This window comes from Kingella pumchi, from assembly GCF_022288825.1.
Classification (GTDB): Bacteria; Pseudomonadota; Gammaproteobacteria; order Burkholderiales; family Neisseriaceae; genus Kingella_D; species Kingella_D pumchi.
Map to the genome: position 1 here is coordinate 53,230 of NZ_JAKOOW010000026.1, position 24,271 is coordinate 77,500.

Here is a 24,271-nt window from a genome sequence, read left to right on the forward strand (position 1 = left end):
CCTTCACTTTTTTGAAAGACAGCCATGAACGCTTCCCTGAGCTACCGCGACGCCGGTGTGGACATCGACGCCGGCGACCGTCTGGTCGAAAACATCAAACCCTTTGCCAAGCGCACACTGCGCCCCGAAGTGCTCGGCGGCCTGGGCGGCTTCGGCGCGCTGGTGGAAATCGGCAAAAACTACCGCAATCCGGTGCTGGTGTCCGGCACCGACGGCGTCGGCACCAAGCTCAAACTCGCTTTTGACTGGGATCTGCACGATACCGTCGGCATCGATCTGGTGGCGATGAGCGTGAACGATATTCTGGTGCAGGGCGCCGAGCCGCTGTTTTTCCTGGATTATTTTGCCTGCGGCAAATTAGATGTCGATCGCGCCACCGCCGTGATCAAAGGCATCGCGCAAGGCTGCGAACAATCCGGCTGCGCCCTGATCGGCGGCGAAACCGCGGAAATGCCGGGCATGTATCCCGAGGGTGAGTATGATTTGGCGGGTTTTGCCGTCGGCGTGGTGGAAAAAGAGCGCATCATCAGCGGCCAAAACATCCGTGCGGGCGATGTGCTGCTCGGGCTGGCTTCCAACGGCGCCCATTCCAACGGCTACTCGCTGATCCGCAAAATCATCGACCGCGCCCAGCCCGACCTGGACGCCGAGTTTGACGGTGGCAAAACCCTGCGCCAAACCGTTATCGCGCCCACCCGCCTGTATGCCAAACCGCTGCTGGCGGCGATGAAGGAATTTGAAATCAAGGGAATGGCGCACATTACCGGCGGCGGCATCAGCGAAAACCTGCCGCGCGTGCTGCCGCAAAACTGCACCGCCCATGTCGATGCCAAATCGTGGGAAATGCCCAAGCTCTTCCAATGGCTGCAGAAAGAAGGCAATATCGCCGCCGCCGAAATGTACCGCACCTTCAACTGCGGCATCGGCATGATTGTCGTCGCCGCCCACGATAAGGCCGAAGTGCTGGCCGATTTCCTGCGCCAACAGGGCGAAACCGTGTACCGTTTGGGCGAAATCCGCGAGCGCCAAGGCGACGAGCATCAAACCCACATCGCGTAAAAGCAGCCTGAAAAACGCAAAGCAAAGCGGCACCGCGGCAAATGGCAGCGGTGCCGTTTGTTTTGCTTTACGGATCAGGTGGGGAATAAAAAAGCAGCCTGAAAACGGTTTTACCATTTTCAGGCTGCTTTTTACGGCGGAAGGTTTATTTCTTTTCTTCCTGTTCGTCTTGGGTAACAAAGCCGATTTTGCTCAGCTTGGCTTCGCGGGCGGCATCGAGCACCTGCAGAACGTTGTCGTAAGCAACGCTTTTATCGGCGGAGATGCCGACGACGACATCGGGATCGGCCTTGGCCAGCTCGGCGAGCTTGGTTTTGACGGTATCCAAATCAACGCGGTTGGCCGAATCGGCACCGACATAATAGCCGCCGTCTTTATCGACGCTGATGATCACCGGTTTGGTGTCTTGCTTGGGCTTCTCTTCCTTGGCGCGCGAGGTGGTGGGCAGCTCGAGCGGGATGGAGTGCGTCAGCACCGGCATGGTGATCATAAACACAATCAGCAGCACCAACATTACGTCCACCAGCGGCGTAACGTTGATTTCCGCCATCGGCGCGCCTTCGTCGCCGTCGCTCATATTGAAAGCCATAGCCTTACTCCTTGCCGGGTTGGTTGATCAGCTGCACATGCAAATCGTGGCCGAAGTTGTGCAGTTCGCGGGAGAGTTTTTTGTTGCTGCGGGTAAAGGCGTTGAAAGCGAGTACGGCGGGAATCGCGGCAAACAGGCCGATGGCGGTGGAAACCAGCGCTTCGCCGATGGGGCCGGCCACGGCGGCGATGCTCATCTGGCCGCTCTCGCCGATGTTGATCAGGGCGTGGTAGATGCCCCATACGGTACCGAGCAGGCCGACGAAGGGGGCGGTGGCGCCGATGGAAGCCAGTGCAGTCATGCCGTTGTCGTAGCGACCCATAATCTGGGTGATGCTGTGGCGGATTTCACGCTCGAGAAACTCGTTTTTCGGCAGGCTGGCCGAGAGCATGGTGTTTTGCGCGGCATTGAAGCTGCGGTTGGCATCAATGGCGGCCAGGGTCAGCTCGCTGACCGGCGCATCGTTTTTCTTGGCCTGGGATTCGGCGCTGGCAATGCTGTCGGACGACCAAATGGCTTCGGAAGCGGTACGGTTGGCGCTTTTGGTGCTGATGCGTTTGATGACCTGCATCAGGATGACCACCCAGGAGATGATGCTCATCGCGATCATAATCACGAATACGCCGATCAGTACCGGATCGCCGCTTTGGAAAACGAGTGCTAAATTCATAATGTTTGCCTTCTATTGGTAGAGTTGAAAAGGGTTCGTAAAACGCGGCTTCAGCTGATTCTGAAGTCGAAGGAGGTTTTGAACTTGGTGCGTACCGGAGAGCCGTCCACCTGTTTGGGGGCGTAGCGGGCTTTTTTCGCTGCGTTCAGGGCGGCATTGTCCAAGCGTTTGTGACCGCTGCTTTTGGTTACTCTGGCTGAAGAAACGCTGCCGTTGGCTTCAACGATCACTTCCAGCTTGACCGTGCCTTCTTCGCCTTCGTCTTGCGACATCGACGGATAAGGCGGGTTGGGCAGGCCGATGTAGCCGCCATCGACAATGCTGCCGCCGCCGGAGCGGCCGCTTTGTTTGTCGCCGTCGCCTTTGGCGCCTTTGCCGGTGCCGCCGACTTGGCCGCCGGTGCCGTTACCCGGGACTTTGCTGTTCGGGTCGGTTCCGCCGCCGCCACCGGGAACGCCGTTGGCCGAGCGGTGGGGGCCGGCTGCGCCGCCAGCGCTTTGCGAAGTGCTGTTGGCGTTGCTGCCGGTAGAGTTGGCCGCAGTATTCTGGCTGGGCTTGGGCTGCTCGGCCGGTTTGGGCTGCGGTTTGGGCTCAGGCTTGGGTTCGGGTTTCGGCTCGGGTTTGGGTTCCGGCTTCGGCTCGGGCTTGGGCTCGGGTTTTTTCGGTGGCTCTTTCCGTTTTTCAGGCTGCCTTAAGTCCGCTTTGGCGTTGTCCTTTTCCACGGCCTTGATTTTCGGCTTTTCGACCGGCTTGGGCTCGGGCTTGGGTTTGGGCGGCTCGGGCTTGGGTTCTTCGGGCGGAGGTGGGGGAGGGGGCGGCGGTTCGCCGGCATCCAAAGGCGCTGGTGCGCCTTCCGCTGCCGGTTTGTCGTCGCCATCGGGCGTGCCCAGATCGACAAAAGTCATGTTGTCGACGGTTACCGGTTCGGGTTCTTGGTGCAAAAAGTACAGACCAAAAAAAAGCGCTACGTGAACCGACGTAACCACGACAAAAACGACAATGGCCGTGCCGTATTCCGGCTCGGGCTGAGAGTATCTTTTGAGCTTCATGGCAGCCATACTAATAGAAACCATTCCTGTTTGCAATCATAAATTTGCTGTTTTCGCATTGCTTCTTTGCAAATCATTACATTTAATTGCAATTATTTTTGGCTCGCTGCGGCGAGCCGGCGGTTTTTTGGGGTGTCGGCGCGTGGTTTTCAGACTGCCTGAGATTGCCTATTTCCACAGCAGCATCAGAAACAGAATCAGCGCGATCACCGCCAGCCAGAAGTTTTGCCGCTGCTGGCTTTTGATCAGGTGGACATAGGCGTTGCGCATTTCTTTCTGCCGCGCTTCATCGACCAGCGCGTTGATTTTGCGCGGCAGCGAAGGCAGGATTTCCGCCCAGTCCGGCGCTTCGTTTTTCAGGTTGCGCAGCAGTGCCCTCGGGCCGACCTGGCGGTTCATCCAGCGCACCAAAAACGGTTTGGCGGTTGCCCACAGATCCAAATCGGGATCGAGCTGGCGCCCCAGGCCTTCGATATTGAGCAGGGTTTTTTGCAGCAGTACCAGCTGCGGCTGGATTTCCACATGAAAGCGGCGGCTGGTTTCAAACAGGCGCATCAGCACCAAACCAAAGGAAATCTGCGACAGCGGTTTGTTGAAAAAAGGCTCGCACACCGCGCGTACGGCGGCTTCGAGCTCTTCGGCACGGGTCTGTGGCGGTACCCAGCCCGATTCGATGTGGGCGGTGGCGACGCGGTGGTAGTCGCGGTTGAAAAAAGCCAGAAAATTGATGGCCAGATAGCGTTTGTCAAAATCGGTAAGGCTGCCGACGATGCCGAAATCCAGCGCCACATAGCGGCCGTCGGCTTTGACCAGAATATTGCCCGGATGCATGTCGGCGTGGAAAAAGCCGTCGCGGAAAACCTGGGTGAAGAAAATCTCCACGCCGTAGCGCGCCAGCTTTTTCAAATCAACGCCCTGCGCTTTCAGGCTGCCGATATCGGATACCGGTGTGCCTTCCATCCACTGCATGGTCATCACTTCGCGGCTGCAGTAGTCGAAATACACTTTCGGCACCACCAGCATCTCGCTGCCGGCGAAGTTGCGGCCAAGCTGGCTGGCATTTGCCGCTTCGCGCATCAGGTCGAGTTCGTCGTGCAGGTATTTGTCGAACTCGGCGACCACTTCGCGCGGGCGCAGGCGTTTGCCGTCGGCAAAAAAACGCTCGACAAAGCCCGCCGCCAGCCGCATCAGCGCCAAATCCTGCTCGATTACCGGCTTCAGATTCGGCCGCAGCACTTTTACCGCCACGCTTTGGCCGTCAAACAGCTCGGCGCGGTGCACCTGCGCCACCGAGGCGCTGGCCACCGGCGTGTCGTCGAAGCGGGCATAGATTTCCGCCAGCGGACGTCCCAACGAAGTTTCAATCTGGCGGCGCGACACTTCGGCGGCAAAGGGCGGGACTTTGTCCTGCAGCTTGGCCAATTCCTGCGCATAGGCCGGCGGCAGCAGGTCGGGGCGGGTGGAGAGCACCTGCCCCAGCTTGACGAAAATCGGCCCCAGACTCTCTAGCGCCAGCCGCAGCCGCACCGGCATCGGCTCGGCGGCAAAGCGTTTGGACTTGGGCAAAGCCAGCAGCAGCCGGCGCAGCCAGCCGGCGCGCACCAAGCCGGCCACCAGGTCGGAAAGGCCGTAGCGGTAGAAAGTCTTACCGATAACGGTAAAGCGGGAAAACCATTTCATAACACACCGTGCCGCAGCAGAAACAAAGGCGCGATTATATAGCGAAGCGGTCGTGCAGGCAGCCTGAATCGGACAGGGGCGCGGGCGGCGCCGTTTGCCCGCTAAGCAAGCAATGCCGGATTTTGCCCGCTGCCGCCGTTTGCGCTGCTTGGCTGCCGCTGCCGATACCGCTTGGTATTTTCGCGCTGCCCGTTGCGGCGCTTCGCTATATAATGCGCGGCTTTGCCGCCGGCCGTGCGGCAGCCTGAAAACCCTTTGCCAGCCGATGAGCCACGCCTTTTTGATACTCTGCCACCGTCCGCCGCGCTATTGGCTGCGGCTGGCGCAGTCTGCGCCCGAGAGCCGTTTTTACCTGCATTACGATGCCAAAGCCGATTGGACTGAAGCCCGTGAGTTAGCGGCAGACTGCAGCAATGTGCGCTTTACCGACAGGCGCATCGACGTGCGCTGGGCGGGTTTCAGCATGGTGGCGGCAACACTGGAGCTGCTGCGCTGCGCGCTGGCCGAGAGCGGCAACGAGTGGTTCCACCTGCTCAGCGGCAACTGCGTGCTGCTGGTGAAACTGCAAGAGCTGGCCACCCAATGCGCGGCTTTGCCGCCTGAAACCCTGCTGCTGGAGAGCGCGCCCAGCCGGCGCCTGAACTACCGCGTGCGTTTTGATACGCCGCATGCCGACCGCACATGGCAGCGCAGCCTGCGCGGCAAAATCCTGACCAAATATTTTCAGGCTGCCGACAGGCTGCTGCCCTGCCATGAGCCGGCGGCAGCCGGCAGCCAGTGGTTTTCCGCCGGCCGTGCCGCCGCGCAGATGCTGCTGACAGCGGCCGACGATGGGGCGCAGGATTTTTTCCGCCGCAAGCTGTGCCCGGACGAGCATTTTTTCCAATATCTCGCCGCCGCTCCGGCTTTGCAATCGCAGCTGAACCATATCCGCGACAACCACCGCTACATCCGCTTTACCGGCAGCGGCAACCATCCGGCGCTGCTCGATGTGCCGCAGCTGCGCCAGGCGGCGGCAACGGGCAGCTGGTTTGCCCGCAAGGCCGACGACGAAACCGCGCTGGCCTTTTGGCGCGAACAAACGGCTGCACAGGCAGCCTGAAAAGCCTTGCCGTTGTGTGCTGCAAACAGACTGTTTTTCAGGCTGCCTGAATGCGCAGGCAGCCTGAAAAGTGTTTTATCCCGTTTTGACTGACTGCCAGTAAGCCATGAAATTTTCCGTTTTGATGTCGATTTACCGCCGCGAGCAGCCCGAGTTTCTGCGCCAGTGCCTGCAAAGCCTGTGCGCGCAAACGCTGGCGGCCGACGAAGTGGTGCTGGTTTATGACGGCCCGCTGACGCCGCAGCTCGAAGCGGTGGCCGACAGTTTTCAGGCTGCCTTGCCGCTGAAAATCGTGCGCCTGGCGGAAAACGTCGGCCTGGGGCGGGCGCTAAACGAAGGGCTGGCGCATTGCTCGCACGACTGGGTGTTCCGCATGGACGGCGACGACATCTGCCTGCCCGAGCGTTTCGCTTTTCAGGCTGCCTATCTGCAGACCCATCCTGATACCGATATCGTCGGCACGCAGATTGCCGAGTTCGACGCCGATCCCACCACGCCGCATGCCGCCCGCCGTGTGCCCTGCGATAACGATGCCATCCGCCGCTTCGCCCGCCGGCGCAATCCCTTCAACCACATGACCGTTGCTTACCGCAAGCAGGCGGTGCTCGATGCCGGCGGCTACCGCCACCATCTGTATATGGAAGACTACAATCTGTGGCTGCGGATGCTGGCGGCAGGCGCCCGTGCCGCCAATCTGCCGGAAACGCTGGTGCTGGCGCGTACCGGTGCGGCGATGCTGCGCCGCCGCCGCGGCCGCGCCTATGCGGCGAGCGAATGGCGGCTCTATCGCCTTAAGCGCTCCCTGCGTATCCAGCGCCCGCTGCCTGCGCTATACTGCTTCGCCGCGCGCGCGCTGCCGCGCCTGCTGCCGCCTGCCGTGCTTGCCCGCCTTTATTCCCTGACCCGCCGACCATGAAACACGCCCCTTCGGTTTTTTTGCGCTTTGCCAGCGGCCTGATATTGATTGCCGCCACCGCCGCCCTGTATCTGTGGCAGAAAGACATCGACCCGCTCAATCCGAAAGTGATCAACAGCATGGTGCTGGTGGCGCTGGCCTATACGCTGGCCACGGTGTCGGTAAACAAGCTGATTGCCTTTCCCGGCCGCCAGACCTGGCTGCACATCCTGCCGACGGTGGGCATCGCCTACAGCGGCGTATTTGCGCTGTTTGCGCTGTTTTTCGTTACCTTTTCCAACAGCTTCGTGCTGTTTAACGCCATCATCACCGGCGTGTTTTTCTATCTCGACTTTCTGCTGCGCTCGCGGCGCGAACCGCTGATGGCCTATATCCCCACCGGCCGCGCCGCCGAAGCCGCCACCATTCCCCATGCGCGCTGGCTGCGGTTGGATGAGCCGGTGCTGCCGCAGCAGGCGGTGCGCGCGGTGGTGGCCGATCTGCACAGCTCGCAGCTGGGCGGCGACTGGCAGAAATTCATCGCCACCTGCACGCTGCAGGGGATTGCGGTGTACAACATCCGCCAGGTGGAAGAATCGCTGACCGGCCGGGTGAAAATCCGCCATCTGTATGAAAACGACTTGGGATCGTTGCTGCCCTCGCCGGGCTATATGCTGGTCAAGCGGGTAATCGACATTCTGCTGGTGCTTTTCAGCCTGCCGCTGACGCTGCCGCTGATGGCCGCCACCGCGCTGGCGATCCGGCTGGAGAGCCCCGGCGGCGCGCTGTTTACCCAAAACCGCGTCGGCCAGGGCGGGCGCGAGTTTAAAATCTACAAATTCCGCAGCATGTGCGCCGATTCGGAAAAAGACGGCGCCCGTTTGGCGCAGGAAGGCGATGCGCGGGTGACCCGCGTCGGCCGCTTTATCCGCAAAACCCGCCTGGACGAGCTGCCGCAGTTTTTCAATATTCTCAAGGGCGACATGAGCCTGATCGGCCCGCGCCCCGAGCAGAAATACTTTGTCGATGCGTTCGAGCGCAGCATTCCGTTTTACAGCTACCGCCACATCGTCAAACCCGGCCTTTCCGGCTGGGCGCAGGTTACCCAGGGCTACGCCGGCAACGAAGACGAAACCCAGATTAAAATCGAGCACGATTTTTACTACATCAAGCACTTTTCCTTTTCGCTGGACGTGCTGATACTGTTTAAAACCCTGCACACCATCGTTACCGGCTTCGGCGCGCGCTAACCGCCTGCCGCGCAGGTTCCCTTTTATTGTGCTGAGTGCTGCCGCCTGTTGCGCCAAGGCAGCCTGAAAGCCCGTTTTCCCCTTTATTCCCAGGCAAAGGAGCCATTATGAGCAGACAGGACCAACTCAAACGCGAAGCCGCCCTTAAGGCGGTGGAGTTCGTGCCGGAAAACGAATACATCGGCATCGGCACCGGCAGCACCGTCGATTTCTTTATCGAAGCGCTGGGGCAGAGCGGTAAGAAAGTGAAAGGCGCGGTATCGACTTCTCCGCGCAGCTCCGAGCTGATGTCGCTGTACGGCATTCCCGAAATCCATCTCAACGACGTGATGCGGCTGGCGGTGTATGTGGACGGCGCCGACGAAGTCAACCACCTGCTGCAGATGATCAAAGGCGGCGGCGGCGCCCATGTGCGCGAGAAAATCGTTGCCAATGCCGCCGACCGCTTTATCTGCATTGCCGACGAGAGCAAATACGTCTCCCGCCTGGGGCGTTTCCCGCTGCCGGTGGAAGTGGTGCCGCTGGCGCGTTCGATGGTGTCGCGCCAGCTGGTGAAACTCGGCGGCCGGCCGGAATTGCGCATCGGCTTTCGCAGCGCCGGCGGCAATGAGATTGTCGATGTCGAAGGGCTGGATCTGTCGCAGCCTTTGAGCATGGAAGACGAAATCAACCGCATCACCGGCGTGATCGACAACGGCCTGTTTGCCCACCGCCCGGCCGATCTTTTGGTGCTGGCGCGTGCGAGCGGTGTCGAAGTGCTCAAAGCGCAGGTTTGAGCGCCGTTTGTTCTTGTTTCATCCGCCGCAGGCAGCCTGAAAGCGCAAATTCCGTTTTCAGGCTGCTTTCCCGATTTCTCCCGACGATTGCGACTTGCCATGCACGCCCAGCCCCTTGACCCGCGCAGCGTTCCGCTGCAGGGTACCAATCTGATTGAAGCCTCCGCCGGCACCGGCAAAACCTGGAATATTGCCATGCTGTTTGTGCGGCTGGTGCTGCTGGAGCGGCTGCCGGTTGATCAGATTTTGGTGGTCACCTTCACCAAAGCTGCCACCGCCGAACTCAAAGGCCGCCTGCGCGCGCGTTTGGACGAAGCGCTCTCGCTGTTGGACGCGCCATCGGCTGACGATAAAGACCCGCTGGCGCAGCTGGTGGCGCAGGCGCGGCAAAATGAAAGCGAAGAGCGCCTGCAGCTGCGCCTGAAAGCGGCCTTAAGCGATTTTGACAACGCCGCGATTTACACCATCCACGGCTTCTGCCAGCGCGTCTTGCAGGACTTTGCCTTTTACTGCGGCGCGCCCTTTGAGCTGGAATTGGACGAGAGCGGCGATGGCGGCGCGCAAACCGCCGCTGAAGACTTCTGGCGCCGCCGCGTGGCTGCCGACGGCGAAACCGCCGCGCTGGCCTATGCCGCCGGCCTGACGCCGCAGTCGGTTTGCGACGCGCTCAAGCCCTATCTCGGCCGCCCCTATCTGGCGATCAGGCAGCCTGAAAGCAGCACCGCCGCGCGCGAAGATTACGCCCGGCGCTGGCAGGAAGTTGCCGCGCAGCTGCCGGCGCTGGACGAAACTTTTTTCAGGCTGCATCCGGCGCTAAACGGCAATGTTTACCGGCAGGCGACCTACCGCAGCAAATTCGACCGCCTGCTTGGCTGGGCGGCAGCGGACAGCCCACCCGCGCCATTGCTGCTGGCTAAAGCGCTGGCCAACAGCTCCGGCGGCAATCCCTTTAGCGCCGAAGCGCTGGAAAAAGGGCTGAAAAAGGGCGCCACCGCACCCGATGGTGCCATCGACGCGCTGGCGCCGCTGGCCGCGCTGCTTGATGCCGCCACGGCCGCCGCTGCGGAAACTACCGCCGCGCTGGTCGCTCTGCAGCTTGATCTGCTGCGAGAAGTGCGGCAGGCGCGCGAAGCGGCCAAGGCCGACGATCCCAAGCGCGGTTTCGATGATTTGCTGCTCGACGTTGCCCGCGCCCTGCAGCCTGAAAACCGCTACGCCGGCGAGTTGGCGCAGGCGATGGCGGCCAAATGGTGGGTGGCGCTGATCGACGAATTTCAAGACACCGACCCGCTGCAGTACGGCATTTTCGAGCGCGCGTTTGCCCAAACCGGCACGCCGCTGTTTCTGGTGGGCGATCCCAAGCAGGCGATTTACAGCTTTCGCGGCGCCGACATCTTTGCCTATCTGCAGGCCGCCGATGATGCCGGCGCCCGCTACACGCTCGGTACCAACCGCCGCAGCCACCGCCGCCTGATCGAAAGCATCGGCCGCCTGTTTGCCCGCGAAGAGCCTTTCAGGCTGCCGAAAATCGACTACCAGCCGGTTGATGCCGCGCGTGACGAAAACCGTCTCGAGCCTGCCGATGCGCCCGTGCGCCTGCGCTGGCTCAACGAAGGCGAAGGCGGGGAAAACGCCGATACGCTTGATGAGCGCGCCGCCGAATGGTGTGCCGCCGAAATCGCCGCGCGGCTGCAGCAGGCGCAGCAGGGCAGCCTGAAAATCGGCGGCCGCCCGCTGGAAGCCGGCCAGATTGCCGTGCTGGTGCGCGCCCGCCGCCACGGCGAAATGGTGCAGCGCGCCCTTAAGCGCGCGGGTGTGCAGAGCGTGCTCGCCAGCCGGGCCGATATTTTCGACGGCGAAGAAGCCGAAGCGCTGTATGCGCTCTTGGGCTTTTTCCTGCAGAGCGGCCAAAGCAGCCGGCTGCATTTCGTGCTTTCAGGCTGCCTGTTTGATTATGGCGAAAGCGATATCCGCCGCCTGCAGGAAGACGAACAGGCGCTGCTGCAGTGGATACAGTCCGCCGGCACCACGCTTGATGAGTGGCAGCGCCACGGCGCCTATGCCGCGCTGCGCGGTTTTTTCAACCGTCACGGCGTCGAAACACGGCTGTTGGCGCAGGGGAATGAGCGCACGCTGACCAATCTGCACCAGCTGTTGGAGTTGCTGGCCGCTGAAGACGAAGCCAGCCACACCCCCGCATCGCTGCACCAGTGGCTCGGCCGGCGCATCGCCGCCGCGCGCGCGGGGCAGGGCGGCGACAGCGAAGCGGTGCTGCGGCTGGAGAGCGACGAAAATCTGGTTAAAATCGTTACCTTCCACGCTTCCAAAGGCCTGCAGTACCCGCTGGTGTACTGCCCCTTCGTCTGGCGCGCCGGCGGCAGCGGCGAGCGGCAGGACTGGCACATCGTCCACGACAACCGGCACCAAAACCGCGCCGAGCTGCTGCACCACAGCCAGCTTTCCGAAGACGACCAACAGCAAATCGAAGCCGAAGCGCTGTCGGAAGATTTGCGCCTGCTGTATGTGGCGCTGACCCGCGCCGAAGAAGAGCTGACCCTGTATCTGGCCGCCTGCCGCGACGGCGGCCGCAGCGCCCTGGCCTATCTGCTTGGCTGCGATGCCGCCACCGCCAAAGACAGCGCCGCCTACCGCGCCCGCTGGCAGGAATTTGCCAGGCAGAACGACGGCTTTACGCTCACCGGTGCGCCGCCGGCATTTTCAGGCAGCCTGAAAGCCGCCGCCGCGCCAAACGGCCGCTACCGCGCGCTCGACATCGCCCCGCGCCGCTTCTGCTTTGTGCGCCACACCAGCTTTACCGCCTTAAGCCGCAGCCGCGACGCTGCCGCCGGCGAAGACGAACTCTTGCCCGCACTGGATGGTGCCGAGCGCCGGCTGCCGGCGGCAGGGCAGCCTGAAAACGGCGCCGAAGCATCCGGCATCCACGCCTTTCCCGCCGGCCCCGCCGCCGGCATTTGCCTGCATGCGGTGCTGGAAAAATACCGTTTCGACCACCCCGCCGCCGCCCAGGCCGAACGGGTGGCGGAAACCCTGAACCGCCACGGTTTCGACAGCGAAAGCTGGCTGGCGCCGGTGCTGGCGATGATCGAACAAACCGCCGCGCTGCCCTTGGGCAACGGTCTGACGCTGGCCGCCATCCCGCCGCCGGCGATGCGCACCGAAATGGACTTTCTGCTGCACAGCGACTCTTTCCGCCTGCGCGACATCCGCGATTTTCTCGCCGTCGCCGGCCTGCCGCCGCTGATTCAGCAGGCCGCCCGCCGGCTCGATTTTTACGATGTCGAAGGCTATATCAGCGGCTTTATCGACCTGGCGGCGCTCAGCGGCAGCCGCGCACTGCTGGTCGATTACAAGTCCAACCTGCTCGGCAGCGATGCCGATGCCTACGGCCAAGAAGCGCTGGAAGCGGCGGTGGCCGAACACCACTACTACCTGCAGGCGCTGATTTACGCCGTTGCCGCCGCCCGCTACCTGCGCGGGCGCGGCAGCCTGCCCGAAAACATCGCCGTGCGTTATCTCTTTTTGCGCGGGCTCGACAACCCCGACACCCACGGCATCTGGCAATGGGACATCGCCACCGCCGATTTGGCACCGTGGCTGTAAAGGACCATTTTGCAGTCCCGCAAAAGCAGCCTGAAAGCGGTGTTGCCGTTTTCAGGCTGCTTTTGACCGTGCCGGCCGGCAGAGCAAACCGCCGCCGCCGGATTTTCAGGCTATAATCCGCGCCTTTTTATTTTCAGGCTGCCTTATGAAACCCGACCCGCGCAAAACCGCCGCCCTGGCCCGCATCCAGCGGCAGATCGGCCACCAGTTTTCCGACGAAGCCCTGCTGCGGCAGGCGCTGACCCACCGCAGCCATGCCGGATTGAACAACGAGCGGCTGGAGTTTGTCGGCGACAGCATCCTGAATTACACCGTGGCGCGGATGCTGTACGATGCCTTTCCCAAGCTGCCCGAAGGCAAGCTGTCGCGGCTGCGCGCCAATCTGGTCAATCAGAACACGCTGGCGGCGCTGGCGGGCGAAATGCAGCTGGGCGAAGCGCTGTATCTGGGCGCGGGCGAGATGAAAAGCGGCGGCGCTTCGCGGCCGTCGATACTGGCCGACGCAGTGGAAGCGCTGTTTGCCGCCGTTTGCCTGGATGCCGGTTTTGCCGCCGCCGAAGCGGTGGTGCGCCGGCTGTTTGCCCCGCGCGTGCGCGGCGTCGATCTCGACACCCAGGCCAAAGACGCCAAAAGCCGGCTGCAGGAAGCGCTGCAGGCCAAACGGCTGCCGCTGCCCAAATACCGCATCGAAAAACAAACCGGCGAGGGCAGCGAAGCGTGGTTTGAAGTTTCCTGCGACTTGGGCGAGCTGGGACATATCACCCGCGCCCAAGCCGCCAGCCGCCGCGCCGCCGAACAGCTGTGCGCCGCCGCCGCGCTGGAATGGCTGCAGTCGCGCGGCAAAGCAGCCTGAAAGGTTTGTCGCGTCCTTGCCGCGTCTGAAAAACAGCAACAAAAGGCAGCCTGAAAACGAATTTTCGTTTTCAGGCTGCTTTCGTTTCAGGCTGCTTTTGGGTTTTGTCGTCGGTAGTTCGATGCGTGCCATTTATCCGGCGGCGGCTTACTGTGGCGGTTTGCGCCGGTGCAGGCTGAGGTATTGTTTGACGGCGTACATCAGCGTTGAGAGGGCGCCTACCGCGAGCAGGAAGACCAGCGGTACCACCAGCAGTTTGGGAAAAAACCACAGCAGCAGGGCGGCGGCGAGCAGGGTCAGGCCCAGGCCGAGGTAGGCGCCGGTTTCGCGGCTGCCTACTTGGTTGGTGCCGTAAAAATTGCCTTCAAAGGCGTGCGAGAGCTGCAGCATCTGCCGCCAAACCGCCAAGGCCTGCTGGCGGTGGAGGATTTTCAGGTTCAGCAGCTTGCGCCGGCGCTGCTCGGCCACCGCCCGCTGCTCGTCGGCATCGAGCACGATTTCGGTGGCGTTGTTTAAATCCTGCAAAAACTGCTTTTCCATCTGCGCGGCGGCGGCATGGTCTTCGGCAACTACGTCCAGCTCGCGGTTGAAATGCCAGCTGGAGAAATTCAGGTTGGTCGAGCCGATACGCACCAGAAAGCCGTCGACAACGGCGGTTTTGGCGTGAATCATGGTGCCGTTCCACTCGAAAATGCGCACGCCGGCGCGCAAAAGTTCGCGGTAGCGGGTGCGCGACACGCGGGCGATCCAGCCGATATCGGAAGTTTTCGGCACCAGAATCCGCACGTCCACGCCGGCTTCTGCGGCGTTGATCAGCGCCTGGGTGTAGAGACGGGTGGGCATGAAATAGGCGTCGGTGAGCCACAGGCGGCGGTTGGTGAGCGCCAGCAGCACCAAGTCCAGGCGCATCATATTGTTGTCGGCCGGCGTGGTGGCGACGATGCCGACGCGCACATTGCCGCCGTTTTCGTTTTCAGGCTGCCTGCTCTCGGGCAGCAGCGCTTCAGGCAGCCTGAAACCCTGCGACTGCAGGCTGTCGTCCAGCGCGCGCACCACATCGGCCACCACCGCGCCGCGCAGCATCACGCCGGTGTCGCGCCACGGGGCGATGCCTTTTTCAGGCTGCCCTTCCCATGCCGAAGAAATGCACAGCCCGCTGACAAAAGCAGTCTCGCCGTCCACCACAATCGACTTGCGGTGGTTGCGCGAGAGCAGGCCGATGCCGCTGGCAAAACCCATGCGGTTATACGCCACCACCAGCGCCCCGGCCTGCTTGAGCGGGCGGAAAAAACCTTTCAGATCCTGCCACAGCGAGCCGAACCAGTCGTACACCAGCACCACCTGCACGCCCTGCGCGCATTTTTGCAGCAGCAGATCGCGCATCTGGCGGCCGAAGGCGTTGTCGGAAAAAATATACATCTCCACCAGCACCGAGCGCTCGGCCGCGCGCACCGCATCGAGCCAGGCCGGAAAGTTTTCGCGGCTGTCGTTCAGGATTTTCAGGCTGCAGTGTGGATACATTTCGCTGCCGCCGGCGCGCAGGCGCAGCTGTTCGAAAATGGCTGGGGCGGTATCGCTCGGATTGGGATTCATAGTGGGAAAACGCTGTGCTGCTCGGGCAGCCTGAAAAACAAAAAACGGCATTATAGCGAAAGCGCCGCAGCAGGCAGCCTGAAACGGCCGGCGGCGCTTTTCAGGCTGCCTGAATGCCGTTTGCGGCGCTTTGTGCCGATAACCAATCGGCTGCCGCGCGCACGGCAGGCAGCGGCAGGCTGTGGGCGGCGCGGCACAGATAATAGGGTTGGCCGGGCAGGATAATATCCGACACGCTTTGCAGCAGGCCGAGGCGGAATTCTTCGGCCAGCAGGCTGCGGCCGAGCAGGGCGACGCCTTGTCCTGCCAGGGCAGCCTGAATCAGATGGCCGGCGTCGGAATAACGGGTGCCGCCCTGCATGGTATGCGGCGGAACGCCTGCCGCCTGCGCCCAGGCCGTCCAGTCGGCGGCGCCCTGCGGCTTGTGCCAGTCCAGATGCAGCAGCGGCCAGTTTTGTGGTTTGGCGGGCAGCTTGGCGGCCAGCGCGGGGGCGGCTGCGGCGGTAAACGATTCGTCAAACAGTGGCACCGCCTCGATGCCGGGTGCCGCGCCGCCGCCGTAGCGCACCGCCAGATCGGCTTCGCCGGCGGCAAGGTCGGCCGCGCGGTAGCCGGCGCGGATGTGCAGGTCGGTATCGGGGCAGGCAGCCTGAAAACCGGCCAGGCGCGGCACCAGCCATTGGCGGGCAAATTCGGGTGTCAGCGCCAGTATCACGCGGCTGCGTTCGGGGCGGCGGATGCGGGCGGCAGCCTCGGCAATGGCGGCGAAACTGCCGCTTACGGCTTCGGCCAGCAGCCGCCCGTCGGCAGTCAGCACCACGGCGCGGGTACGGCGCTCAAACAACGGTTTGCCCAACTGCGCTTCCAGCGTGCGGATGCGGTGGCTGACGGCGGTGGGGCTGAGTGCCAGCTCGGCGGCGGCGGCTTTAAAGCTGCCCAGCCGCGCGGCGGCCTCAAAGGCGTGTAGGGCGCCGAGGGAAAAGGGAATACGGTTCATATCGCGGTAATGATAGATGAAGAAATTTCGGCCGTCGGCTGAGAAAACAGCGTTTGCCGGCATCGGGGCAGGGCGGCAGAATCGCGCTTCTGTTTTGTTTCGGAGAGCCAAAAATGACCACGATTTTACACATTGATTCCAGCGCCCGCAGCGGCATTTCCGGCGAAGACGCCTACGGCTCGCACACCCGCCGTTTAAGCGCGCGCTTTGTCCGCCGCTGGCAGCAGGCAAGCCCCGACAGCCGCATCGTTTACCGCGACGTCGGCCAGAACCCGCCCGCGCCGGTGAGCGGCCGCTGGATACACGCCGCCTTTACCCCGAGCGAAGCGCGCGAACCGTGGATGAACGAAGTACTGCGCGAAAGCGACGCGCTGGTGGACGAGCTGATCGCCGCCGACATCATCGTGGCCGGCGTACCGATGTATAACTTCGCACCGCCCGCTCAGTTTAAAGCCTATATCGACAACATCGTACGCGTCGGCCGCACCTTCGGCTTCGACCGCAACCGCAGCGGCAAGCCCTATTGGCCGATGCTTGCAGGCAGCGGCAAACGCCTGCTGCTGCTCTCTTCGCGCGGCGATTACGGCTACGACAGCGGCCAGGCCGATTACGCCAACCACGTCGAAGCCTCGGTGCGCACCGCCTTTGCCTATATCGGCATTACCGACGTGCAAAGCATTGCGGCGGAATACGACGAATTCGGCGGCGAGCGTTTGCAGCAGTCGCTGGCGGAGGCGGAAAGCGCCGTGGCGCGTTTGGCAGATGAATGGCTGGCGCAAACGGCCGGCTAGAATAGCCGGATAAGGAAAGCAGCCTGAAAACTGTATCGGAGGTTTTCAGGCTGCCTGTTTGGGCGCACTCAATCATTACGGCGGCCAAAATCCAAAAGCTCGGCGATGTCGTTTTCGCCCTGCTGCTCTTTGATGGCGCGTTGTGCGGCGGCGTAGCGTTCGTATTCGGCAGCGGCTTTTTTGTCGACCTGTTTTTTGCTGATGGCGCCTGCGCCTTGCAGCACGTTGCGGTCGTTAAACTGCAAAAACTGGTCTAATTTTTCCTGCCAGTCGCGCAAAAACACCTGTTTTTTGCGTTTAGACTGGTCTTCGGCGAAATCCAGCCACATGGTTACGATGCGGTTTAGTTCGCTGACTTCTTCTTGGTTCAGATAGTTTTTGGCGGTTTTGATGTCGGTTTTGCGCACATGACCGGTGGCGGTGTGGGTCAGACCCATCAGGGGCTGCGATGCATTGGCGCGGCGGTAGATGATTTCGGCGGCGGTGTGCCCCGTGCAGGCAAAATGCAGCTTGTTTTGGATGGTCTGGAAAAAGCGGGTGGTGTCTTTGAAATCCGGCTGATAGTCGGCCGCCAACGCGAAAATCTCGCGCACGCGCAGGTAAACGCGCTTTTCGCTGGCGCGGATGTCGCGGATGCGCTCGAGCAGTTCGTCGAAATAATCGGGCGCGGCCACCGTGCCGACGGGCGGGTTTTTCAGACGTTCGTCGTCAATGGCAAAGCCCTTTTGCAGATACTCGCCCAAAGTGCGCGTTGCCCATTGGCGAAACTGCGTGCCGCGTGTGGAGCGCACGCGGTAGCCGATGGCGATAATCATGGGTAGGGTGTAGTGGGCGATTTCGCGGCGGATTTTTCTGCCACCTTCGGTTTGAACTATTGAGTAATACTCAATAGTTGCTCGCTCAGACAATTCACCCTCGGCTGTTATTGCCTTGATATGTTTGTTGATATTGGAGACGGTTGTTTGGTACAGCGCGGCAATTTCTGCCTGCGTCAGCCAAAGCTGCCCGCCCAGCTCGCGTAAAACAAATTGGGCTTCGCCGTCTTGGGTGGTGTAAAGAATCAGGGTGTTGTCGGTCATTTTGCTTTTCCGGTTGGAAACAGGCCGTCTGAAATGCTGTTGATGCTTTCAGACGGCCTTTGCGTTTCGCGGCTTTAAGCCTGTTTCACCGCTGCGGCTACTTTGGCGGCGGCTTCATCCAGCGCGATGCTTTGCGCTTGGCTGTCGGTGCGGCGGGCGTATTCGACTTGGCCTTCTTTCAAGCCCCGATCGCCAATCACGAGGCGGTGGGGGATGCCCAAGAGTTCGCTGTCGTTGAGCAGTACGCCGGCGCGCTCGTCCCTGTCGTCGAGCAATACGTCCACACCGGCGGCTTGCAATTCGGCGTAAAGGCGGTCGGCGGCTTCGCGCACGGCGTCGGATTTTTTGTAGTTCATCGGCACGATCACGGCTTGGAAGGGTGCCATGGCGTCGGTCCAGATGATGCCGCGCTCGTCGTTGTTTTGCTCGATGGCGGCGGCGACGATGCGGGTGATGCCGATGCCGTAGCAGCCCATTTCCATGATTTGCGCTTTGCCGTTGTTGTCGAGGAAACTGGCGTTCATGGCGGCGGAGTATTTGTCGCGCAATTGGAAAACGTGGCCGACTTCGATGCCGCGCGCGAGTTTCAGGCTGCCTTGCCCGTCGGGGCTTGCGTCGCCCTCGACTACATTACGCAAGTCGGCAAACTCGGGCTCGGCGGCGTCGCGGCCGAAGTTGAAACCGGTGTAGTGCCAGCCGTTGTCGTTGGCGCCGATCACCCAATCCGCGCCTTTTTCGACGGCAAAATCGGCGTAAACCTTGCCTTTAAAGCCGACCGGGCCGAGCGAGCCGCCGTCTGCGCCGAATTGGGCGCGGATAAGTTCGGGCGCGGCCATCGTCAGCGGGGCTTTTACGCCGTCGAGTTTTTCGGCTTTGATGTCGTTGAACTCATGGTCGCCGCGCAGCAGCAGCAACACGAGTTCGCCTTCGTTTTCGCCTTCAACGACGATGGATTTGAGCGTCTGTTCAACCGGAATATTGAGAAATTCCACCAGAGACGCGATGGTTTTGACGTCGGGGGTGTGGACTTTTTCCAGCGTTTTTTCAGGCTGCCTGCGTTCGCCAGAGAGACGCAAAGTCGGCGCCAGCTCGATATTGGCGGCGTAATCGGAAGTGTCGCTGTAGGCAATCACGTCTTCGCCGCTTTCGGCCAACACTTGAAATTCGTGCGAGCCGGTGCCGCCGATGCTGCCGGTGTCGGCGGCGACGGGGCGGTAGTTCAGCCCCAGACGGTCGAAGATGCGGCAGTAGGCGTCGTACATCGGCTGGTAGCCGTCGCGCACCAGCGATTCGTAGTCGGCGTGGAAGGAGTAGGCGTCTTTCATCACAAATTCGCGCGCGCGCATCACGCCGAAACGCGGGCGCACTTCGTCGCGGAATTTGGTTTGGATGTGGTAAAAGTTTTGCGGCAGCTGCTTGTAGCTGGTGATTTCTTTGCGCACGATGTCGGTGATGACTTCTTCGCAGGTCGGCCCCATGCAGAAATCGCGCTCGTGGCGGTCTTTGAGGCGCAAGAGTTCTTTGCCGTAAAACTCCCAGCGGCCGGATTCCTGCCACAATTCGGCAGGCTGCACCACGGGCATCAGCAATTCGACGCTGCCGGCGTGGTTCATCTCTTCGCGCACGATGTGTTCAACCTTGCGCAACACGCGCAGACCCATCGGCATCCAGGTGTACAAACCGGAGGCGTTGGCTTTGATCAAACCGGCGCGAATCATCAGCTTGTGGCTGGCCAGGGCGGCTTCGGCGGGGGCTTCTTTTAAAGTGGAAATGAAAAATTGGCTGGCTTTCATGGCGGCGGTTCCGTTGTCAGATCATGTAAAGACGCGATTGTAGCAAGGTTTGGCGGCTTTCAGGCTGCTTTGCTTGCGGGTAGGGCGTGTTGACAACCAACATGGCGGCTTTGGCGCCATAAAACGGCATCTGCCGCGTTAAAAATACTCGCCTATGGACGGCACACGTTCTAGGCAGCCTGAAAGCGGTTGAACACTTTCAGGCTGCCTTTTTGATAAGCCGCTTTGGTTTCCGGCTTTAATTGTCGGCGGCAAATGCGCCCAGGTCTTCGCGGCGGTCGAACAGGGCTTTGACCGGCGGCTGGTGGCTGATGCCGATGACAAGGGTGTCGGGCAGCTCGCTTTTGAGTAGGCGCAGCAGGGCGGTGGCGGAGTCGTCGTCGAGCTGGTTGGTGGCTTCGTCGAGAAACAGGATGTCGGGGCGGGCGATTAGGGCGCGGGCGAGGCTGACGCGCTGCTGTTCGCCGCCGGAGAGGGTTTTGTGCCAGTCTTCTTCGCTGTGCAGGCATTCTTTCAGACGGCCGAGGCCGACTTTTTCAAGGGCGGCGGCAACGGCGTCGTCTTGCCTGCTGCCCTCGGGCGGGGCGGGGTAGCGGACGAGGTTGGCCAGGGTGTCCTGCGGCAGGTAGGGGCGCTGCGGCAGGAACAGGCTGCGCGCGCCTTCGATGCTGAACTGGCCGGCGTAATACGGCCACAGGCCGGCAAGGGTGCGCATCAGGGTGGTTTTGCCGATGCCGCTGCGGCCGTCGAGCAGCAGCCATTCGGGCGCGGCGGCGTTGAGATTAAGATGGTGCAGCAGGGGGCGACCTTCGGCGGTGTGGAGGTTTAAGGCGCGGATGGTGAGCAGGGTTTCAGGCTGCTTTGGGTTGGCGGCGGGGAGGTCGTCTGAAAGGTTTTCAGACTGCCTTTGGGCTTTCGGGCTGCTGGTGATGCTGTCTGCAACCTGCTCCCTCCCCTGCGCTTGCGCGGGGGAGGGTTGGGGTGGGGTGTTGTTTCGGCAGAAACAATATTGGCGGATGTGTCGGCGGTTTGCCCCCACCCTAGCCCTCCCCCGCAGGCGGGGGAGGGAACGGCAGTTTCAGGCTGCCTGCTGTCGGCGGGGACTTGGTCGAGGGCAGCCTGAAAGTGGGCGAGACGCTCGACGACGGCGGCCCATTCGATGATGCGTTTGTAGTAGTCCATAAACCAGCCGAAGCCGTCTTGGACGTTGGAGAAGGCGCTGCGGGCTTTCATCATGTCGCCGAAGCTCATGCTGTGGGCGAGGTACATGGGCAGGGTGGCGATGATGGGGATGAACATCGACAGGTGCAGGTAGGCGGCGGAGAAGCTTTCAAGATAGAACTCGCGCCGTATCAGGCCGCGCCAGTTGTTTTTGACGGCGGCAAAGCGGTGCAACAGGCGGCTTTGTTCGGCGTTTTCGCCGTGGTATAGGGCGATTTGTTCGGCGTGGTCGCGCACGCGCAGCAGGGTGGCGCGGTAGTCGGCTTCGCGGTGCTGGCGCTCGATGTTCAGGGGTTGCAGTTTGCGGCCGATCAGGTGGGTGAGCAGGGTGCAGGCGGCGGAGTAGGCGAGCGCAATCCAGACGAGATAGCCTTTGACGGTGATGCTGTGGCCGAACAAGACAAAGGTTTGCACGCCGGAGAGCTGCCACAGGATTTCGATAAAGACGCCGAGTTTGGCGGCGTTCATAATGAAGTATTTGAAAAGGTCGATGCTTTTTTCCGACAGCAGGGCGATGTCTTCGGCGATGCGCTGGTCGGGGTTGTCGGGCTCGCCGGCAAGTTGCAGGCGGTAGTGTTTGTGGCCGCCGAGCCAGTCGGTTTGGAATTGGCCGGTGAGGTGTTCGCGCCAGCGGAAAAGCAGGACTTTGCGCAGCCAGTTGCCGCAGGCGACGAAGGCGGTTACGAGGGTGATGTAAACGAGGTATTCGAGTATCAGCGCGGGCATGGCGCGGCCGTCGAAGGCGGCCAGGGCGTCGTAGAAGGTTTTGTTCCAGTCGGTAATCAGCACGCCGACGCGGACGATGGCCAGCGAGAAGCCGACAACGGCGGCCAAAAGCAGCCAGTTGTACCAGGGGTTTTGCCGCAGCCAGAAGGGGGCGGCAAGGGTAAGGAAGCGGCGGAGGGTTTTCATGGTTCTGCCAAGATGGGAAGGCAGCCTGAAAGGTTTTCAGGCTGCCTTTGGGGTGGGAGATGCCGTCTGAAAAGGGGATTCAGACGGCTGAGGTTTAGAACTTGTAGTTGACTCTGAACATCAGGTTGCGCGGTTCGCCGTAGTAGTTGTTGGCGCCTTTGCTGCTGACTTTGTTGTTCTCGTAGTAGTAACGGTTGAACAGGTTGGTGGAAATCAGCGACAGCTTGAGGTTTTTGCTCGGCTGGTAATCAACATTGGCGTTGAATACGGCATAGCCGCCGCGGCTTACGCCATAGAGGCTGGCGGTTTTGCTTTGGGCGCTTACGCCGCCGCCGACTGTCCATTTCCTATCGGCAAAGGGCAGGTTGTAGCTGGTGTACAGGCGCAGCATGTGTTGCGGCGTGTGGCGGCTGAAGTTGGTGCCTTTGGGGGTGTTGCCGCGCGCTTCGGCTTCCAGATATTTGCTGTTGTTGAGCGTATAGCCGGCAAAGATTTTCCAATCTGCGGTCAGGTTGCCGGAGATTTCGGCTTCGATGCCGCGGCTGCGTACTTTGCCTACCGGCTCCCAATACCATTTCTGCTCGGCGGTGTCGTACACCTGCACGGCGCGGTTGTCTTGTTCGATGTCAAATAGGGCTACCGAGGTGTTGAGCTTGCGGTTGAGCCATTCGCCTTTCCAGCCGATTTCGTAGTTGGCGCCGACAACGGGATCAAGATACTGCTTGTTGCGGTCTTGGTTGCTGTTGGGTTTGAAAATCGAGGTGTAGCTGGCGTACAGGCTTTGCTGCGGCGTCAAATCGTAGGTAAGGGCGAAGTAGGGGTTAAAGCGCACAGTTTTGCGGTCGGTAACGCTGTCGGGATCGTTATCTACGCTGCCGGCCGTATAGAAATAATCGGTAACGTAGTGCGACTTGATGTGGTTCCAGCGCGTGCCGGCCATAATGTGCAGCTTGTCGGTAGGGTTCAGACGCAAGCCCAGCAGCAGGGCGTGGGCGGTTTTTTTCGACTTGGTTTCCCAGTACATCTGATAAGGCACGGCATCCCAGCTTGCCGGCTCGGCCACTTCGCTGCCGGTAAAGGTCATCGGATCGAAAGAGCCGCGGTAGTTGTATTGGCGGCGTTTGCCGTTGTTCAGAGTGCGGGTCAGCGTGTATTCGGTAAAGATTTCGTGGGTTTTGCCGAAGAGTTCGAATTTGCCGTTCAGATTGTTTTTAAAGGTGAACTGCTTTTCGTCGTTGTCGTAGCGGGAGAGCCAGCCTGAAGCGAGCTTGCCGCCGGTGGTGTAGCCCGGGTAGGTAGTGGCGGTATTGTAGATGCCGCCGACTTTCTTGGTGTTTTCGTTGTAGTTGTAGTCAAGTTTGCCGGTGTAGCGCCAGTTGTCGTTGAGATAGTGTTCAAGTTCGACAAAGACATTGGCTTTGTCGTACACGCCTTTGTTCCAGTTGTAGCCGAGGAAGATGTCGCGCGGCAGACCCAGTGCCACGCCCCAATCGTCGGGTTTGGTGTTTTTGCGCTGGTAGAGACCGCCCCAAGTCAGGGTAGTGGCTTCGCCAAGCTGGGCGTCCATTACGCCGTAGAGGGTGCCGTTGCCGCCTTTGACACGGTCTTTGAAGTTTTTGTCGCGCTCAAGGGCAACCACGGCGCGGCCGCGCAAGGTGCCGTTTTCGTTGAGTGCGCCGGAGAAGTCGCCGGCGGTGCGGATTTTGCCGAAGCGGTCAACCTGCACTTCGCCCTGCAGCTGGCGGTTGGAAGTGGGGCGTTTGCGTACGGCGTTTACCGTGCCGCCGGGTTCGCCGTTGGCCTGGGTCAGGCCGGTGGCGCCGCGCACCACTTCGATATGGTCGTAAATGGCGATGTCGCTCATGCTTTGCGCATCGTACATCGGGTTGTTGATCGCACCGGGCACGGTGGACGATACGCCGTCTTCTTCAATCTGGTCGATGTAAAAGCCGCGCGATTGGAAACGGGAGATGCCGCCGTCGCGGATGACGTTGACGCTGGTGGTGGTTTTCAGCGCGTCCACCATATTGGTGATGCCCTGCTGCTCGATTTGCGTTTTGGTAATCACGCTTACCGACTGCGGCGTTTCTTTGGGCGATAGCGCTAGGCCGGTGGTGGTGCGCATGGCGGAGGTGGTGTAGGAATTGCGGTTTTCGGTGCGGGTGGAGCGGTTAACGCCCTGTACGCTCACGGTTTGCAGGCTTTGGCCGTTGTCGGCGGCGGCGGTGTCGTCGGCCGCTGCGGGCAGGGCGATTAGGGCGGACAGGGTAGTCAGAACGATAGGTTTGAGGGTGGGGCGGATGCCGGACATGGGCGGTCTCTCTGTGTGTGGTAAAAAAAA

At 61.3% G+C, this 24,271-nt stretch carries 17 protein-coding genes and 1 pseudogene; 8 read left to right on the forward strand and 10 right to left on the reverse strand.

The window, feature by feature from the left end:
* Nucleotides 1-24 precede the first annotated feature (24 nt).
* Nucleotides 25-1,059, forward strand: a complete 1,035-nt coding sequence (purM, locus tag MB824_RS07735) for a phosphoribosylformylglycinamidine cyclo-ligase (protein ID WP_238747811.1) — start codon at nt 25-27, stop codon at nt 1,057-1,059.
* A 145-nt stretch (nt 1,060-1,204) separates the two neighbouring features.
* On the opposite strand, the gene MB824_RS07740 is transcribed toward purM, so the two are convergent.
* The 4 genes from MB824_RS07740 to ubiB all read right to left on the reverse strand — a co-directional run bounded on the left by MB824_RS07740 (nt 1,205) and on the right by ubiB (nt 5,047).
* On the reverse strand, nt 1,205-1,648 hold the full coding sequence (locus MB824_RS07740; protein ID WP_238747813.1) for an ExbD/TolR family protein: 444 nt from the start codon (nt 1,646-1,648) through the stop codon (nt 1,205-1,207).
* A 4-nt stretch (nt 1,649-1,652) separates the two neighbouring features.
* Nucleotides 1,653-2,318, reverse strand: a complete 666-nt coding sequence (locus tag MB824_RS07745; protein ID WP_238747815.1) for a MotA/TolQ/ExbB proton channel family protein — start codon at nt 2,316-2,318, stop codon at nt 1,653-1,655.
* Nucleotides 2,319-2,368: 50 nt separating this feature from the next.
* Nucleotides 2,369-3,259: an energy transducer TonB gene (locus MB824_RS07750; protein ID WP_238747817.1), complete on the reverse strand. Its 891-nt coding sequence runs from the start codon at nt 3,257-3,259 to the stop codon at nt 2,369-2,371.
* Between the two features lie 276 nt (nt 3,260-3,535).
* Nucleotides 3,536-5,047 carry a ubiquinone biosynthesis regulatory protein kinase UbiB gene (ubiB, locus tag MB824_RS07755; RefSeq protein ID WP_238747818.1) on the reverse strand — a complete coding sequence of 504 codons (1,512 nt, stop codon included), beginning with the start codon at nt 5,045-5,047 and terminating at the stop codon, nt 3,536-3,538.
* A gap of 265 nt (nt 5,048-5,312) precedes the next feature.
* Between ubiB and MB824_RS07760 the strand changes: the two genes are divergently transcribed.
* The 6 genes from MB824_RS07760 to rnc all read left to right on the forward strand — a co-directional run bounded on the left by MB824_RS07760 (nt 5,313) and on the right by rnc (nt 13,544).
* Nucleotides 5,313-6,149 (forward strand): beta-1,6-N-acetylglucosaminyltransferase, encoded by an 837-nt coding sequence (locus tag MB824_RS07760; RefSeq protein WP_238747820.1) that lies wholly within the window; start codon nt 5,313-5,315, stop codon nt 6,147-6,149.
* Between the two features lie 106 nt (nt 6,150-6,255).
* Nucleotides 6,256-7,065 (forward strand): glycosyltransferase family 2 protein, encoded by an 810-nt coding sequence (locus tag MB824_RS07765; RefSeq protein ID WP_238747822.1) that lies wholly within the window; start codon nt 6,256-6,258, stop codon nt 7,063-7,065.
* On the forward strand, nt 7,062-8,294 hold the full coding sequence (locus tag MB824_RS07770) for a sugar transferase (protein WP_238747824.1): 1,233 nt from the start codon (nt 7,062-7,064) through the stop codon (nt 8,292-8,294). Before MB824_RS07765 ends, MB824_RS07770 begins: the two co-directional genes overlap by 4 nt.
* Before the next feature lie 107 nt (nt 8,295-8,401).
* Nucleotides 8,402-9,070 (forward strand): ribose-5-phosphate isomerase RpiA, encoded by a 669-nt coding sequence (rpiA, locus tag MB824_RS07775; RefSeq protein ID WP_238747826.1) that lies wholly within the window; start codon nt 8,402-8,404, stop codon nt 9,068-9,070.
* 99 nt (nt 9,071-9,169) lie between these two features.
* Nucleotides 9,170-12,691 (forward strand): exodeoxyribonuclease V subunit beta, encoded by a 3,522-nt coding sequence (recB, locus tag MB824_RS07780; protein WP_238747828.1) that lies wholly within the window; start codon nt 9,170-9,172, stop codon nt 12,689-12,691.
* 145 nt (nt 12,692-12,836) lie between these two features.
* Nucleotides 12,837-13,544, forward strand: a complete 708-nt coding sequence (gene rnc / locus MB824_RS07785) for a ribonuclease III (RefSeq protein ID WP_238747831.1) — start codon at nt 12,837-12,839, stop codon at nt 13,542-13,544.
* A 147-nt stretch (nt 13,545-13,691) separates the two neighbouring features.
* Here rnc and MB824_RS07790 read toward each other — a convergent pair whose 3' ends face one another.
* Entirely contained in the window at nt 13,692-15,137 is a 1,446-nt protein-coding gene (locus MB824_RS07790) for a phospholipase D-like domain-containing protein (RefSeq protein WP_238747833.1), read from the reverse strand.
* Between the two features lie 100 nt (nt 15,138-15,237).
* Nucleotides 15,238-16,134 carry a LysR substrate-binding domain-containing protein gene (locus tag MB824_RS07795; RefSeq protein ID WP_238747835.1) on the reverse strand — a complete coding sequence of 299 codons (897 nt, stop codon included), beginning with the start codon at nt 16,132-16,134 and terminating at the stop codon, nt 15,238-15,240.
* Nucleotides 16,135-16,247: 113 nt separating this feature from the next.
* Between MB824_RS07795 and MB824_RS07800 the strand changes: the two genes are divergently transcribed.
* On the forward strand, nt 16,248-16,925 hold the full coding sequence (locus tag MB824_RS07800; protein WP_238747837.1) for an FMN-dependent NADH-azoreductase: 678 nt from the start codon (nt 16,248-16,250) through the stop codon (nt 16,923-16,925).
* A 68-nt stretch (nt 16,926-16,993) separates the two neighbouring features.
* On the opposite strand, the gene MB824_RS07805 is transcribed toward MB824_RS07800, so the two are convergent.
* The 4 genes and pseudogenes from MB824_RS07805 to MB824_RS07820 form a co-directional block, all read right to left on the reverse strand.
* Nucleotides 16,994-18,004, reverse strand: coding sequence for a virulence RhuM family protein (locus tag MB824_RS07805; protein WP_238747839.1), 1,011 nt, complete (start codon nt 18,002-18,004; stop codon nt 16,994-16,996).
* A 74-nt stretch (nt 18,005-18,078) separates the two neighbouring features.
* Nucleotides 18,079-19,797 (reverse strand): proline--tRNA ligase, encoded by a 1,719-nt coding sequence (locus tag MB824_RS07810; RefSeq protein WP_238747841.1) that lies wholly within the window; start codon nt 19,795-19,797, stop codon nt 18,079-18,081.
* 238 nt (nt 19,798-20,035) lie between these two features.
* Nucleotides 20,036-21,930 (reverse strand): annotated as a pseudogene (locus tag MB824_RS07815) (ABC transporter ATP-binding protein/permease).
* Nucleotides 21,931-22,024: 94 nt separating this feature from the next.
* Complete coding sequence (locus tag MB824_RS07820; protein WP_238747842.1) at nt 22,025-24,241, reverse strand: TonB-dependent siderophore receptor; 2,217 nt, start codon at nt 24,239-24,241, stop codon at nt 22,025-22,027.
* Nucleotides 24,242-24,271 lie beyond the last annotated feature (30 nt).